The following is a 16,883-nucleotide window of genomic DNA, read 5'->3' as shown; positions in this document are numbered from 1 at the left end:
TAGACGGAATGATTCCAACTTATCGCGATGCACATTGTTTGTATCTTTCATCAGTCCCTCTAAAATCCCTTCATGCACCCCAAAGGCAAAATCTCTAAAGCAACGTGTTTATCGCTCTATCAGGCAGCGGTTCAGCATCCTGAAGCGGAAGCGGCCTTCCTTGAGCGTGCCTATATGCACTACTTTTGTGATACTCGGCCGACACTTTTGCGGGAAGATTTTGCCGGCACATGCGCTATTTCTACCGCGTGGGTTATGCTCGATGAAGACAACCGCGCTCTTGCCGTTGAGATTGATGAGCCCACCGCAGTCTGGGCTGACAAACAAATATGTCATTCACTTGGCGAACGCACAGAGGATGTCATTATTCTGCTTGACGATGTGATGAATATTTCTGAGCCTAAGGTAGATATCGTTGCTTCTTTGAATTTTTCAACATTGATCTATCACACGCGACAAGGCATGCTGACATATCTCACACATGCACGGCAATGCTTAACCGATCAGGGGATTGTTGTGCTTGATCTCTTCGGTGGCAAAGGCGCAACCCAAATCCAACAGCAAAGTCGCCGCTTCACATGGCATGCAGATCACAATCATGAAATCGACGCAATGTACATCTGGGATCAGAAGTGCTATGACCCGTCTAATCAGCGCATAGACTGTCGCATTCATTTCAAGTTAGACGACGAACGTGAAATTGAGAACGCATTTATCTATGACTGGCGACTATGGTCACTCCAAGCATTACAGGAGTTGATCCTTGAAGCCGGCTTTGCATCGTCCGAAGTCTGGTGCGACACATACGATCCAGAAAGCCAACAATCCGACGGCCACTACCAACCCGCAACTGTCTATCCGACCCGTGAGGATTGGGTCGCCTACCTCGTGGCGATAAAACGGTAGCCACCCTAGCTTTCCCATTCCCGCGCGGCCCTATCCCACTACAACAAGGGACTTACCACACCACCAGATGAACATGGTTCAAATCCCGCTGCCCTAACTGCTTTATTACCAGCAAGATGCACATTACAGTTTACCACACTCCCCATGATCGCAAGCGATCGAAATAGCCTTTTGACATTATGTAAAATCTTGACCAAACCCCTGTCATTTCGTAACTTAATGTTCCTTCCCTTGTGACACAACCCCGCGCTAATCCGCCACCATAGCTGCTTTGAGAGGGCAAGAACGTGCTGATTTTGATCATTGCCAGTGGGCCCGATAAGGGGCAACTTCATCGCCTGAGCCAATCCAACTCAGCTGAGATTGGTCGCGAAAGCCGCCAGATCAAAGTGCATGATGCCAAAGCATCTCGCCGCCATGCCAAGATTTATTTCGAAGACGGCACATGGCACATCACCGACCTCGGCTCACGGCACGGCACACTCGTCAACAAAGAATCCATCCACGGCCACTGCCCTCTCCACTCTGGCGACCGTATCCAGATTGGCAAAACCGTTTTCGTCCTTGCCGAACTCGCTGGGAACGTCAGTGACGATTCTGCAGCACATATGCTTAGTACCGCACAGACTGCCGCAACCGCCGGCATCGACGCCGAACAATTCGCTGATATTCAGAACAATCTCAAAAGTATCGAATCACGCCTTGAATTTACTACCACCGCCACACCACAAAAATCTAAACGTGCCTCCCTCCTCACTGCCGCTGCGATTGTGCTTCTTGGCTCGCTCGTTGGTTTGAACATATATCAGTTCATGCAAACTCAACAAGCTGATGACAATCTCAGTGATCAGATTTCAAAATTGCAAACCACAACGACCGCCTCACTCGAAAAGAGCGATGAGCTTATCAGCTTTGCTACAAAACTTGATGCTAAGGATGATGCCCTCGCACCGCTGCTGAATAAGGTTTTGGCGGCAGTCAATGATCCGCAAAAAAACGAACAACTCATCGAACAGGTTCGGCTCGCACTGTCTGAACAAACCGAAGCGACTGGTCCGATGCTCGATAAACTTGCAGTTCAAATCATTGATCGTGTCGAAGATATGTCGGATTATGACGACGCACTCGCGGCTATTCATGATGAGATCCTCAGCAACCGCGAGATGATGAAAGCCAGCCAAACCCAACTCGCCAAACTCGAAACCACGCTGCAAGGTGTCGGTGAATTTCCTTCACTCGATCTTGCCAACAAACTGCAAACCGTGCTGAGTTCGCTGGCGGACTCGCCACTGCTCGAACAGATCAGCACACAAAATACCGAACGATCCCAGCGTATGACGGATGCGATCGTCTCCGCCATGCAGTCCAACGAGCAAACTCAAACCTTGGTCAAGCAAGTCCTCTCGCAATTGGACGCAAAACCTGTCCAATCGCAGCTTGCCTCAGCACTTGACCAACTTGCTGCGTTACGTGAGTCGATCGATGCGCAGCCAAACCGCCTTGAATCACTCATCAAGCAGATGCAATCTCAAAACAGTGTGGTCGATGTCGATCAGGTTTACGCCGCGGTGAATCAGATCCGCAAAAACCTACCGCAAGATTTATCGACAAAACTTGACCACGTGATGGAGCAACTCGAATCACAGCCCTCGACTGAACAACTTGCTGCCGCTGTGTCAGCCACCACTAAAGCCACACCAAGAGAAATGGAATCGCTGCTCGCTCAGCTTAACCGCAAACTAGATCAGCAGCTCAGCACCGATCAACTCGCTGCCACATTCCGACAAATCCTCGCTTCTAATACATCATCCTCACCTGTGCTTGAACAACTCGCAGCCAAGCTCGAAGCTCAGCCATCTTTCGATCAACTTACGGCTATGATGCAAAATGCACTTGAAGCACAAACACAAAAATTTAGCCGTACAATTAACTTATCGATGGCGAGTTCAACCGATCAATCACTTTCAGCAGAGAAGATCACCCAACTCATCGACACGGCACTGGCCCAACAGACTGCTGCGTTAAGCCCACGCATTGATAAACTCGCCACCGCACTTGATCAACAAATGACCGCCGACGATTTGCTCGCCGCCATTGATAATGTGCAAAGCGAACACGATCTCAAATTAGCAGAGAAGATCGATGCTCTCCAAAGCATGATCAATCAGGTTTCTGACAAGAGCGAACTGGCCTCATCAGATCAAAACAAAACGTTGGATATTACCGCTCAAATGTTGGATGAAGTACTGGCTGAATTACAGAACCGTGAGCCAATCGAAGCACTTCGCCGCGATATACGGAGTATTGCAGCCAACACCGACACGACTCCCACCAACGCTACACTCAACGAAATCCTTGCGCTACTGCAGAACAAAACTGAAAAGGCAGGCCAACCCACTGACACAGCCGTCCTCGCGACCATCCTCGATCAATTACAAAAACAAAGCGAAACCACCGATCAAGCTTTGCGTGAAACCATCCGCTCTGAAATCCGGTCCGGCCTATCCCAAACACGGTTCGCACTGCAACTGGTCGAACAACCAACTCTTGCAGCAAATACCCAACAAACCAAGCCTATCGCCGCACCACGGAGCAATATTCGTTCCAGTAAACCCATCGCGACTACAGCAGCCAACGATACTGAAACTGAGAAGCTAACTAAAACCCAGCTCGCTTATAAAAATGCCTTTGAAACTGGCAAGTCCGTGCAGCTCGGTGCCGGTTTGGTGAACCCCAAAACTGGCACGGTCTCCAAAGGCCGCACGCTCAATCCGATGGCAGCACGTAAAGCCGGCATCACCAACTGGCGGGACTGGTATCTCATGGACGACTTCACCCAACGCATGCAAACCCGCAAAAAAGTCATGGAACGCCTCAACGACAAACAATCCAGTATCATCCGTATGCCCGAAGGTACGCGTTCGGCTGCATCGCCTGAAGGATAAACCTTCCATCTCTCACAGCATCAACCAACATATCAAGCGGCTAATCTTAGCCGCTTTTTTTCATGACCGTTCATACTGCAATTCAAGACGTTTCATCACCAACAATATATCTTCTGGCAATGGTGCTTCAGCGTACGCTTCACACACACACAACTCCGCCGCGTGCAGCATTGGTCGATCAACTACAAACTTATCGCCATCTTGTGCAACCACTTCTGCTTCACCCCCATACATCACATCTCCCAAGAGCGGCCACCCCGCATGCGCCAACATCACACGGATCTGATGCAGAAACCCTGTCCCAAGCTGCACACTTAAAAACGCATAACCATCCACCTGATCGATAACTCGCCATGTCAGATCGCACAGCCGTGCATCTTGATCTTGCTTCCCCATGTCACGATTCAACACCGATACCTTCGCCGGCCGATGCTGAGTGATCTTCAACCATTCACATCGCTCCCCCACTCCACTCGGCCTGCCCTTCACTACTGCAACATACTGTTTCTTGGTTTGATGTTCCGTAAAAGCTTTCCGCGCTTGTTCCCACACCCCTTGTTTTATCGCCACATACATTGCTCCCGATGTTGTCACATCTAATCGATGCACCACACCACTGCGCAAGCCGCCCTCCCCGACTCCCTGCACCTGTGGATACGCACCAGCCACCGCATTCAAAACTGTCCCCGCTTCATCAAGTTGCAAAGGATGCACCGGCATGCCCGCGGGCTTATTCACGATCACATACCCATCACCTTGGACAATCAATATCCTCGAGAGTGCGCCTGGTTCAGCTGTGACCCGTTCTTCCATCGCAGCGCCCTTACCGCCAAGATACCGCATCTCCACACACACCTCATCACCTACCGCCAACATCGTCCCCTTATTCCTCAACTTCATTTGCCTACCCGCATGCCAAACTGCTCCAGCTTCCAACAGCCGTTTTACCTGCCCGCGGCTCAGCCCAATCGCACCGGCCAACACAAGATCGAGCCGCTCACTCTCCACAACCCGGATCACACGCTGCGAACTTTTTGCCCCAACCTGAATCTCCCTCAACTTATCAGCATCTTGAATGTCCTCTTCACGCATGATTACTCTCTTGCATAAACATCAATTTAACTCACAAAATCGCTTGTTTTACGATCTACTTATCGGACCCATCTCGACTCGTCGAAGCGCATAATGCATATAACCCACAACACTGCCCAATTCCCACCGCTTAGATTATCATAACCGTCATGTCATTCATGTGGATATGTCGATATTCGCTCCGGTGGCGCATGGTCCTTGGGAATATACCTGATACCCCGTACGTTCGCTCACACCAATGATGATTAAGACCACAAGCCAATTCTAGAACAGACGCAGGGAACAGCATTTGGCGGGAAAAACAGACATCAACACTAATCCGGAACAATCCCACGTGGCTGCTCTTTCAGAGCCAACCGCATCAATGTCCATTGCATCGCGCACAGTGCTCGGCATTATATTGATGCTCGGTGCCTTTGCGGTAACTTTCGATGCTTGGGCGGATATCTTCAAGATTGCACAAGCCGACGAAGAAGCATCCCATATCTTCTTGGTCCCGATCATTGTCGCTTGGCTCATCCATGCCCGCAAAGATCAGCTTTCCAAATGCAAGCTCACTATCAGCCCGCTTGGACCACTCATCATCGCAGTTGGCTGGGCAATCTCGACCTATGGCTTCAACTTTGCCGTCCAATCCTTCCTACACCTCGGCGCTATCCTCGTCGTCACCGGCGCGTTCGTCACCGTAACTGGATGGGATTTTATCCGCCGCTTCTGGCCCGCCTTTGTCGTCCTCGGCTTCCTCGTCCCTGTACCCGGCCTCATCCGACTCGAATTCTCACTCCCTATGCAATCAATCACTGCCCTGCTCGCAACATTCCTCGCTGAAATCTTTGGCATGTTCATCGAACGTAATGGCAACGTCATGTCATACAACGGCGTCGATGTCGCCGTCGCCGAAGCATGCAACGGCATGCGTATGATCTTCGCTCTCATGCTCGTCTCATTCGCTTTTGCCTTCGGCACCTCACTCCGTACATGGGTCCGCATCCTTATCATCCTGATCAGTCCCGTCGTTGCCATCATCTGCAACGTCATCCGCCTCGTCCCCACCGTATATGTCTATGGCCAATATCCCGAGGATATCGCTGAAATCTTCCACGACTATACTGGCTGGTTTATGTTGCTGGTCGCGCTCGGTATGCTCTTCGGCCTCGTCCGAATTCTCGATTGGGTTCAACTGCCGGTCTACCCTGAAACTAAGAAAACCACGAAAAACAAAGCGTAAAATAACAAACGCTATCTCGTATGCAACAAAGGCATCATATGGCTAAACCTAGTCACATCAAAAACACACTGATCGTCATCATAGCGATCGCAGTACTCGTCGGTGTTGGCATCACTACTGCCATGCGCCCCAAGCCACAAGATGCATCTGCTTTTCACGCACTTGCAGGCCAAGCGGTCCTTTCACTCCCCAAACAGATCGGGGACTGGTCCAGTAAATCACAAGAGATCCCTGCCGCCGCAATTAAACTACTCAATACCAACGACATCATCTCGCGCACCTATGTCAATAACAAGACCGGCCTCTCTGCTGCACTCCTGCTAATCTACACCAAAGATGCACGCGATATGCTCGGGCACTATCCTCCTGTCTGCTATCCTGCCAATGGATACAAGCAAATCAGTGCCGCAAAAATCGATTGGCCTGCAGACAACCTCAACATGACCGGCATGGACTACACCTTCGTCATGCGACAAGGCAACACGAATGTTGGGAAAGTTAACGTTGCCAACTTCATCCTCCTCCCCTCTGGCCGCATCGTCAGGGATATGAACGAACTTGATAAAACCGCCGCAGACTACACCCGCCACTTCTATGGTGCCGCACAACTCCAACTTGTCACCGCACCACAAATCACGGACAAACAACGACAACAGATCTTCAATGAACTGATCGGTAGCAACGTCGACATCATCAACACGCTCATCCACGGCGTCTCCGATGATACTGAACAAACCACACCATCAGATACGGACAAAACGAAACCCAATCACCGCGAGACCCTTGGGGGATCCGCAGTCATACCAACAAGCTGAACCCATATCAGCAAGGATTTTCATCATGGCTTTGCACGCAACCGCTAAAAAACGTATCGCGATCGTCGTCACTATCACCGTTGCCATCTGCCTCGCACTCGCCGGCATCTGGCTCTACAGGCAAAATGAACGCCAGGATGACCTAGCTAAAGACCGACAGGAAGGCCTCGCCTTCTACGAACAAGGCGACTATCACCAAGCACTTGAACCACTTGAACGCTATGCGAGGCGTGACCGCACTGACATCCCAGCCATGTACAAACTGGTCGATGTGTATGAGAATGTCCCTTCTGCTGATGGCCGCAACATCGGCAATGCCATCTTCTTCCTCAAGCAAATCGTCAACCAAGATCCTGGCTATAAAGATTCTGCCGACAAGCTGCTCGGATACTATCTGCAATATCAACAAACTGATGAAGCGCTGATCCTTTCAGGCGACATGCTTGAACGCGATCCTAATAACATCGAAGCACTCCGCGCACAGGCGATCACACAAGCCCGCCTTCGTCACTTCGACAAAGCCCTCGAAGCCACCGACAAAATCATCGCATTGAAACCAGATGACTTCGAGATTGAGCTGCTGCGAATTAAGATTCAAAGCCAACTCGAAACGCCACCTGCAAAGATGATTGAAGAAGCCAACGCGCTTGCCGCCAAATTCCCCGATGACCCTCGCTACAACGTTATCCTCGCACTCGCCTATCAGAACGCGCAGGACAGCGATAAGGTCGATGAATACCTCACCAAAGCCATCGCCAACCCCGTTCCTGATGACAAGTACATCAACACACTCATCCAGTTCCTCGACACCAACAATCGCTTCAGCAACTCGCTTGAGGTGCTACAAAAGGTTTCGACCGAATCCGACAATCCACTCATCACCAGTGAACTCATCACACGTTACATGGAGCACGCACGCTATCAGGACGCTCTCAAACTCATCGGCGATATCGATCCGACCGACCCCTCAATCAGCTACCGCGTGATCATGTATCAGGTCATCGCCTATAACCTAACCAACCAACGAGATCTGGCACAAAAAGATATTGATGCACTCGAAGACCGCAAGAATGTTCCCGCTGCAACCACACTTGCGAAAGCACTTAGCGCCATCTTTGATCGTGAAAACCACGATCCTATTTTGATCATTAAGACGACTGAAGAAGCAATCAAGCTTCATCCACAGTTCGCATACCTCCACCTGTTCCTCGGTGATGCCTATGCAGAGACCGGCAATACTGAAAAGGCGACTGAAGAATGGCAAGCCGCAGCTCGATTGCGTTCGTCTTGGGCCCAACCTTTCATGCAACTCGCACTGCTTGAACTCAGAGAGAAAAATTTCAAAGAAGCGCAAGCCTATGCTACTGCCGCCGCCGCACGTGACAACAGTAATCCAAATATTGCAGGCACATGGGTACTTGCTTCTTCCGCCAACTTACAACCCGGTGACACCGCCGCCGCAGAACGAATCCTTGATGTCATTCAGCGACTTGAAAACAGAGGCGTGCAAGGTGGTCGTCTGATGGAGATGAAGCTTCGCTTACTTGAGAAAACAGGTGATACCGCTCAAGCTAAAACCATCATCACTGAAGCACTCGCAAAAGAAGATACCAAAGATCTCACCCAGCCAATCCTTCTCAGCATGGCTGAGCTTTCACGTGCTATGAAGCTCGATCTTACTGATCAGATCCTTGATAAGTATCAAACACTCTATGGCATGACCCCACAACTTGCACTCGCCAAAGCACACTTCCTTACCTCACAAGGTAAAACGGAAGAAGGGCTCAACCTCCTCAAACAATTAAAATCACAGTACCAAGACAAAGATCCCATCAATTGGGAAATCACATGGGCCACATACCTCTCAACGATCAATGATCCACAAGCCGTACAGGCATGGGAAATACTCGCCGAACAAAACCCCAAAAATGCATCTGTACAACAGCTCACCATCCGCGCACTCAGCAATACACCAGCAGCTTCTGCATCCGTTCAACAAGCACTCATGCGACTCGAATCCCTCACCGGCAACACCAACCCAAGTGTTATGCTTGAACAAGCTCGCCTCTTGCTCCTAGCCAACTCCGCAAACCGCGATCCACAAAAAGCAATCGCCATCCTCCAAAAACTCATCGAGCAATCACCCTCTGCCATCACACCACACTTACTTATTGCCCGTGCTTACCAAGAAACCGGCCAAAACTCACTCGCACTCAAAGAACTATCCAACATCGCCAAGAACAACCCCAACAACCCCGGTATCGCCATTGATCTGGCACGAACCTATCAATCAATCAAAGCCTTTGAACTTGCTGCTGATCAACTCAACACCGTACGTCAATCCAAAACCGCTACACCTGAGCAGATCCGCCAAGCAGTTCAAATGTACGCTGCACAAAATGAAGATGCGCTCGCCATCGAAACCGTGCAACGTCTTAAAGATGCTACCGGCAACTACCAAGACCAAGACCTGCTCCTAGTAGCTGCTCTCTATGAACGACAAAATCTTGATGCACAAGTTCAACCACTCATCACCATGATGGAGAAAGACCCCACACCAAACAATCTCGCATGGCGAGCTGACTACTATGCAGACAAGGGCGATAAAGCTAAAGCTGAACAGATGATTGATGCACTCAAACGCATGGACATCCCTGAAACACAGCGTGCACAAATGCTATCCAACTATGCTGCCCGTCATGAAGGTATCGATAAAGCGATTGAATATGATATCCAGCTCACCGAACAGCAACCTAATAATCCAGGCAGTTGGAATCGTTTGATCACCCGTTACCTCACATTAGGTGATGCCGACGATGCCATCGCCACCGCGAAACGTGGCTTAACTCATCTACCGAACCAAGCTTCTCTACAAGCCATTGTGCAACACGAAGCAGTCATAAAACAAATCACCGACCAACCAATCTACCGCGCCATTATCATCGGCCTGCTCCGAGATCCCGAATCACGTACCGCCTCGGATCGCATGCTGACCATCATCGCATCTAGCAGACTCACTGAGGAAAAAGCAACGGTTTTCGCAGATAAAATCAGGCCGCTCGCCAAAAAATATCCGGACAACCTTGCAATCCAGATCCTTCTTGCGGAGATCGATCTTAAAACTGGACGCTTCCAGCAAGCCGCAGAAACAGCCAAGCTTGTCATGGCCAACTTCCCAAGATCCGCCGAAGCTGCACGCATCGCCACCGATGCAGAAATGGCCCTTGGCAACTGGAACGATGCCATCGTCACTGCAAATCAGTGGATCACTCGCTCACCTGACAGCAAGATCGAAGCGTCACTCCGCATCGCAGCCGCGCAACTCGCACTCAAACAACCTTATAACGCTATCCGTACCCTTCGACCTTATGCCCAACAAGCCACTGAACAGCCCGATGAATTCCCACAGATCATCCAGTTCTACGGACAAGCCCTTGCGAGCGATAACCGTATCGACGAAGCCGAAGCATTCTTCAAACCACTGATCACTGAAAATGCAACGTGGCGTATCGTAGCAATGCGAGCGGCTTCAAGTGTCACTAAACACCCTAAACCACTCATCGCTTGGATGGATCAAATCCTTCAAGCCATTCCACAAACTGAGCTCGCAGAACGAGCAACCTTTGCAGAAGCACTCTTCACCATCGCTAACCGCTTCGACTTACCAGCAGACAAGCAACGAGCCAATGACATCATCGATCAAATCGTCTCTCAACAAGGCGCTCCCGCGAATGCTTGGTTTGTTCGTGGCGTGATCAATGAATCCTCTGGTAACCTCACTGATGCGGCTGAAAGCTACCGAGAAACCATCAAACTCAACCCCAACTTCGCCCCCGCCAAGAACAACCTCGCCTTCATCCTCCATACCCAAAACAAAGATACTGCGCAAGCACTCACACTTGCTGAACAAGCCGTCAACGCATCACCCTCTAATCCCAGTTTCCTCGATACTCTCGCCGCCATTCAAGCGGGTGAAGGAGACTACACCACTGCTATTGCCACACAAAAACGTGCCGTCAACAGCGACCCCAACAACCCGCTTTGGCGCGTAAACCTTCTCAAAATTTACGAACAGGCTGACATGACCCAAGAAGCCACCGATCTTCGACAACAACTCAAAAATCAAGGCATCGTAAAAAAATAATGCTGCCACCTCAATAATCCAATCACATAAAAACCCGCCGCCTCGGTGGGTTTTTCTATAACCAACCATATAAAAAAAGACCCGCGCACTTTGCGTAGGTCTTTATCATTCAAAGCGGGTGAAGAGGCTCGAACTCTCGACATTCAGCTTGGGAAGCTGACGCTCTACCAACTGAGCTACACCCGCATCAGTCCGGCCATTATAGCACCCCGTCGCAACCCCATGCAACATCCCCACAAGTACACTCAGCCTTGCAGAACCCTTCCACATATAATCATATGAAGTTGTTCCAAAACAATACTAATCAAGTGATATCATGACCGCTCAACAAGACCCCACACTACAATCCGCACTCTCACATGCCACACATACGCATGCCCTCATCCTTGATCATGATGCATTATTATCTGCACCATTCATGTTTGCGGAGCAATTCCCAAAACGTAAAGCGGTCCTTATCGCTGACCGTACCACCTTCCATATCGCTGGCAAGCAAATCGCCGATCATCTTCAACAACACAATCTACTTGCCAGCCCCACTCTCATCCTTGATGATCCTCATCTTTATGCTGAGCAAAAACACGTCGATCATCTTCAACAGCATCTTGCCGCTCACGACCACATACCCATTGCGGTTGGTGCCGGCACGATCAATGATCTCACTAAGCTTGCAGCATATAACACCAATCGCCCATACATGTGTGTCACAACCGCAGCTTCAATGGATGGCTACACCGCTTTCGGCGCCTCTATTACTAACCATGGCACTAAACAGACTTATTTCTGCCATGCACCACAATGTGTCCTCGCTGATATGGATATTCTTTGCAACGCGCCATCCGACATGAACGCTTCTGGCTACGCCGACCTGCTTGCAAAAATCCCCGCTGGAGCAGATTGGATTCTCGCAGACGCACTTGGTATCGAGCCCATCAACAAGACCGCATGGAACATCATTCAGCACAATCTACATCATGCAGTCGCCAATGCCGAAGGCATTTCAAATCGCAACCCTAAAGCCATCCGGGCTCTCACCATTGGCCTACTCATGAGCGGCTTTGCCATGCAAGCTCATGCATCCTCCAGACCCGCCAGCGGTGCTGAACATCAATTTAGTCATTTGTGGGACATGCAGCATCATACTCATCAAGGTGTCTCACCATCGCACGGGTTCAAAGTCGGCATCGGCACCATTGCGTCCACTCGTCTCTATGAAACACTGTTGCAACTGGACATCCCCTCACTCAACATCGGACACATCACTGCACACTGGCCCTCACTGCAAACCATGCAACAAGCCGCCAACCAAACCTTCACCCTTAAGCCCATCATCGATCTTGCCCATGCTGAACTTGCGGCCAAGTATATTCCCACACAAACACTCCATAGGAAACTTGAGCATCTTCAATCCTGTTGGCCTGATCTGCGCCTTCGCCTGCAAGATCAGCTCCTCCCTGCAACCGAAATCGCTAACCGCCTTAAACACGTTGCAGCCCCATACACACCGCAACAGATCGGCATCGACGACTACCGCCTCCGTCAATCGTACCATCAAGCCCGGCTCATCCGCCGTCGCTTCACTGTCCTCGATCTCGCCTATATGACCGGCCAATTTGATCTGCTTGTCGCAAATGTTCCAATCCAATAAAACCCACTTGCAAAAAGGCATCTATACTGATATACAGATAGTATGTCAGTCATATTTAGGAGCCATCATATGCCGGTTTTACGCTTATTCACCTTCCTGCTACTGATCATTTTCGCCACATCTTGTGTTCACGCCGAAGATCAACTCAAACGCCTTCGCTACGACCAACCTGATCTCGTCGTTGACCTCGGTGTCGGGCTTTGGGCATGGCCGCTCCCCATGGACTACGACAACGATGGTGATTATGACCTCGTCATTGGTTCTTCAGGTGCCTACAAAGGACATTTCTTCTTCGAAAACACATCCCCTGACCAAAAGATGCCTGTCTTTAAGCCCGGCGTCCTCGTTGCCAACCGCAAAATGAATGTCTCTGTCTCATACATTGATGGCAAACCCCGCGTTCTCTCCCCCAACTACGAGTACAACAACTTCACACAAACACAATTTGACAAAAAAACTAAATTAAACATTCGTATCCCACATAAGTTTAAAAAGACCCGTGCTGATCAATGGAAGTACGTCGACTACAACGGTGATGGCAATCATGACATCGCCATCGGCATCGGCGATTGGACCGACTACGGCTGGGACAATGCTTTCAACAAAGAAGGCAAGTGGACCAATGGCCCTCTCCATGGTTGGGTCTATATTGCCATTAACAATGGCACCGACGACAAACCAAACTATGCCACCCCCCAGCGCATCCAAGCTGACGGCAAAGATCTCGATGTCTACGGCATGCCTTCTCCAAACTTCGCCGACTTCGACAATGACGGCGACCTTGACATCCTCACCGGCGAGTTCATCGACAAACTCAACTACTTCGAAAATATCGGTTCACGCACCAATCCGAAGTACGCCCCTGCTCGTTTCATTCAACTAGACGGCAAGAACCTGCAATTCGATCTCTGCATGATGGTCCCCACTGCCATTGACTGGGATCGTGATGGCGACACCGACCTCATCGTCGGCCAAGAAGACGGCCGCGTCATCTTTCTTGAGCACACCGGCTCGGTCGCAAATGGACTCCCCGTTTTCAATAAACCCCTATATTTCCAGCAGAATGCAGAGTTTGTGAAATATGGCGTCCTCACCACACCTGTCGGTATCGACTGGGATAACGATGGCGATCAAGATATCATCACCGGCAACACTGCTGGCAACATTGGTCTTATCGAGAACATCGGCACACCTAAAGTGCCCAAATGGAAACCACCAGTTCATCTAGAAGCTGACGGTGAAACTATTCTTATCCTTTCAGGATACAACGGTTCTATTCAAGGCCCCGCAGAAGAAAAATGGGGATATACCTGCCTTGATGTAGCCGACTGGGATCACGATGGCCTCCACGACATTATCATCAACTCCATCTTCGGAAAAATTGTCTGGTATAAAAACATCGGCACAAAAACCGAGCCCAAACTGGCAGCCGCTCAGCCAATCACCGTCCAATGGAACGGTATCAAGCACAAGCCCGCGTGGAACTGGTGGGACCCGGAAGGCGATAATCTTGTTACACAATGGCGCACCCGTCCCGTCATCATCGATCTCACTGGAGACAATCTAAGCGACCTTGTCATCCTTGACGCTGAAGGCTATCTCTGCCTCTTAGAACGCACCAAAGATGAGCACGGCAATCTTCAACTCCTCCCTCCCAAACGTTTCTTTTACGCTGAAGGCTCATCCATCTACAACAAAAAACACACTGCGATCTCCAACAAATCCGGCTATCTGCAACTCAATGACGGTACCGCAGGCTCCTCAGGCCGACGTAAAATCTGCTTCACCGATTGGGACCATGACGGCAAAGTTGACCTCCTTGTTGACTCCTACAACGTTAACTTTTTCAAGAACGTTACCAAGCCCGGCGCCGACTTCATCACACTCCAAGATATGGGCCGAGTCGATTCCCGCAAAATCGGCGGACATTCAACTTTCCCCGATATGATCGACCTCAACTCAGACGGCGTCGAGGAACTCATCGTCGGTGCTGAAGATGGCTACTTCTATTACATGGCTAACCCACACCGCTAATTTTCTCAGCACATAAACAAAAGCGACTGTTCCAAGCCTGCCGCGTGCAGGCTTTTTTTATACTCACCCCCTCTCTGGATATCGCCGCTACCCCCTCACAATCAAACCCCTGTCATCTTCCTGCAATTTTCTTTAAATTACAGAGGGGAAAGCCCTCGCTCTAAGCGAATACCTCTCCAGAAAGACCCAACGAAACTGTGACCGCATCACTCTCAACCGACATCATCAATAAGCTCAAGGAGCAGGACGCCCACGCCCTCTCCCAAATGTACCGTGCTTACGTCACCGACATCTGGCAATTCGCTTACTACCGCACCTTCCGCAATCATGACGCCGCCGACGAACTCACCAGCACCATCTTCCTCGCTGTCGTCACTTCGATCCACCGCTTCGATCCCAAGCAAGCCTCATTTGAAACTTGGCTCTACACAATCGCACGAAATAAAATTGCCGATCACTTACGCAAACATTACCGAAACAAAAACCGCAACATTGTCCCTATCCACACCACACCTCATCCCGCTTTTGAACCGCAACACCAACAAACACTCGAAGAAACTGAACTCATCACCGTCACACTCGAAAACCTTACCCCTCAAGAACAACAGATCCTCCTATGGAAATACAAACACAAACTCACCATCAAACAGATCGCAGAGAAATTAAACCGTACCAACAAAGCAGCTGAGAACCTCATCTATCGAGCCCGAGCCAGATTTAAACATCACTACAACCGCCTCGACAAAACCTCACCTTATATCACCACCGAGAACCGTCATGACTGACCCCACAGAACACAACACAGACGCCATTCTTGATCAACTCAAAGATCATCCCACCCCCGCGCCGGATGATCAATTCATCAATGCGCTTGAAATCCGATTGCAGAACGCGAATACGGCCCGTAATCCTTTTAAGCTTCAGCATCGCTCCCGCTGGACTACCCGTTCACTTATCGCAGGCTCTTCCGCCGCCGCTATCATCGCCCTCACCCTCATTCTTATCTTTATCACCCCCACCAACTCGATCTCCTTTGCTGATGTCCAGTCTCAAATCCGTCGTTCCCGTACTGTTTCCTTCGACATGCAACTGATCGCACCTAATTCGCCTTTGCCCAACCCCATCCTCAGCACCCAATCATGGTTCGACGCAGACCTTGGCATTCGCACCGACCTTAAAATATTCAACACCACCTTCCTCCAAGCGTGCTCACAATGGGATCAACCTACTCTCGTTCTGAATCACGTCACACAAACGAAAACACTCATCAAGCCGCACCTCGATACTCAAAACAAACTCATGCAGTTTGACCCCACCCGGCTCATCACTCGCCTTCGAAGTAAAATCGCAATCGATGCTGAACCAACCGACCCCATCACGATCAACGGCAAGTCCGCTCCTGGATTCATTCTGAGCAGCAAACATATTCAGCTCCCAGACAATACCTCCCTCACTGCTTGGATCGACCCGGACACTCAGTTCCTTCTTAAAGTCACCTACATCTTCCCTTCCGCATCATTTGGCAAACTCCAACTCAATCTCACCAATTTCCAGTGGAACCTCCCCCTAACTCCTGGCACGATCAACCTCAAGGCACCCACTGACTACACCACGGCCAGTCTTCATGACATCCCCTCACCCTCGCAAACAGCATTGCTCGACACACTCAAAGCCTGTGCGGACCGTACCGGCGGATACTACCCCGGCCACCCACAAACCTATCCCATCATTGCTGCTCTTATTTTCGATCTCCAATCATCATCCAATACCTACCCCGCCACCCTCAGTATCCCTCCTGAACATTTCAACAGCGCCCTCGCTGGCGGTGCGTTCTTCCTCAAACTCATCATTGAAAATAAACATCCCCACTATCTCGGCGCCAAATATTCCGCCACCAACCAACCCAAGCCTCTGCTCTATTGGTACGAATCTTCCGATACCATCCGCCTCATCTTTACCGACCTAACTATCCAAGACATCCCCTCTGACGAAATTACAAAATTCATCGCTCCCTGACCTGTGATTCATTTCGTAAATTAGCGACAAAATTGATTCCGATACAGGAAATTCA

The 16,883-nt window shown here is 50.1% G+C and carries 10 protein-coding genes and 1 tRNA gene; 9 read left to right on the top strand and 2 right to left on the bottom strand.

The window, feature by feature from the left end:
* The first annotated feature begins 72 nt into the window (after window positions 1-72).
* Window positions 73-906 (top strand): hypothetical protein, encoded by an 834-nt coding sequence (locus ACQ6WK_RS03300; protein ID WP_432799320.1) that lies wholly within the window; start codon window positions 73-75, stop codon window positions 904-906.
* 287 nt (window positions 907-1,193) lie between these two features.
* The gene (locus ACQ6WK_RS03295) at window positions 1,194-3,851 is read left to right on the top strand and encodes an FHA domain-containing protein (RefSeq protein ID WP_432799319.1); all 2,658 of its coding nucleotides are present in this window, start codon (window positions 1,194-1,196) and stop codon (window positions 3,849-3,851) included.
* A 60-nt stretch (window positions 3,852-3,911) separates the two neighbouring features.
* On the opposite strand, the gene ACQ6WK_RS03290 is transcribed toward ACQ6WK_RS03295, so the two are convergent.
* Window positions 3,912-4,943 carry a pseudouridine synthase gene (locus ACQ6WK_RS03290; protein WP_432799318.1) on the bottom strand — a complete coding sequence of 344 codons (1,032 nt, stop codon included), beginning with the start codon at window positions 4,941-4,943 and terminating at the stop codon, window positions 3,912-3,914.
* A 289-nt stretch (window positions 4,944-5,232) separates the two neighbouring features.
* Here ACQ6WK_RS03290 and ACQ6WK_RS03285 point away from each other — a divergent pair, with 289 nt between their 5' ends.
* The 3 genes from ACQ6WK_RS03285 to ACQ6WK_RS03275 are packed head-to-tail and all read left to right on the top strand — an operon-like array spanning window position 5,233 to window position 11,130.
* Complete coding sequence (locus tag ACQ6WK_RS03285; RefSeq protein WP_432799317.1) at window positions 5,233-6,171, top strand: exosortase/archaeosortase family protein; 939 nt, start codon at window positions 5,233-5,235, stop codon at window positions 6,169-6,171.
* Between the two features lie 38 nt (window positions 6,172-6,209).
* The gene (locus ACQ6WK_RS03280; RefSeq protein ID WP_432799316.1) at window positions 6,210-6,986 is read left to right on the top strand and encodes an exosortase-associated EpsI family protein; all 777 of its coding nucleotides are present in this window, start codon (window positions 6,210-6,212) and stop codon (window positions 6,984-6,986) included.
* A gap of 25 nt (window positions 6,987-7,011) precedes the next feature.
* A complete protein-coding gene (locus ACQ6WK_RS03275) occupies window positions 7,012-11,130 on the top strand; it encodes a tetratricopeptide repeat protein (RefSeq protein WP_432799315.1) in 4,119 nt (1,372 codons plus the stop codon).
* A gap of 113 nt (window positions 11,131-11,243) precedes the next feature.
* Here the strand turns inward: ACQ6WK_RS03275 and ACQ6WK_RS03270 are convergent.
* Window positions 11,244-11,316 (bottom strand) — tRNA-Gly (locus ACQ6WK_RS03270).
* 130 nt (window positions 11,317-11,446) lie between these two features.
* On the opposite strand from ACQ6WK_RS03270, the gene ACQ6WK_RS03265 reads away from it, so the two are divergent.
* The 4 genes from ACQ6WK_RS03265 to ACQ6WK_RS03250 all read left to right on the top strand — a co-directional run bounded on the left by ACQ6WK_RS03265 (window position 11,447) and on the right by ACQ6WK_RS03250 (window position 16,828).
* Window positions 11,447-12,778: a sn-glycerol-1-phosphate dehydrogenase gene (locus ACQ6WK_RS03265; protein ID WP_432799314.1), complete on the top strand. Its 1,332-nt coding sequence runs from the start codon at window positions 11,447-11,449 to the stop codon at window positions 12,776-12,778.
* Between the two features lie 69 nt (window positions 12,779-12,847).
* On the top strand, window positions 12,848-14,812 hold the full coding sequence (locus ACQ6WK_RS03260; RefSeq protein WP_432799313.1) for an FG-GAP repeat domain-containing protein: 1,965 nt from the start codon (window positions 12,848-12,850) through the stop codon (window positions 14,810-14,812).
* Window positions 14,813-15,009: 197 nt separating this feature from the next.
* Window positions 15,010-15,597 (top strand): RNA polymerase sigma factor, encoded by a 588-nt coding sequence (locus ACQ6WK_RS03255; protein WP_432799312.1) that lies wholly within the window; start codon window positions 15,010-15,012, stop codon window positions 15,595-15,597.
* Entirely contained in the window at window positions 15,590-16,828 is a 1,239-nt protein-coding gene (locus ACQ6WK_RS03250; protein WP_432799311.1) for a hypothetical protein, read from the top strand. The genes ACQ6WK_RS03255 and ACQ6WK_RS03250 overlap by 8 nt, the downstream gene beginning before the upstream one ends.
* The last annotated feature ends 55 nt before the right edge of the window (window positions 16,829-16,883 follow it).

Source organism: Poriferisphaera sp. WC338 (genome assembly GCF_050931845.1).
GTDB lineage: Bacteria > Planctomycetota > Phycisphaerae > Phycisphaerales > Phycisphaeraceae > Poriferisphaera.
Note: the sequence above shows the minus strand (reverse complement) of the source record. Positions and strands in the feature narration are given on the sequence as shown.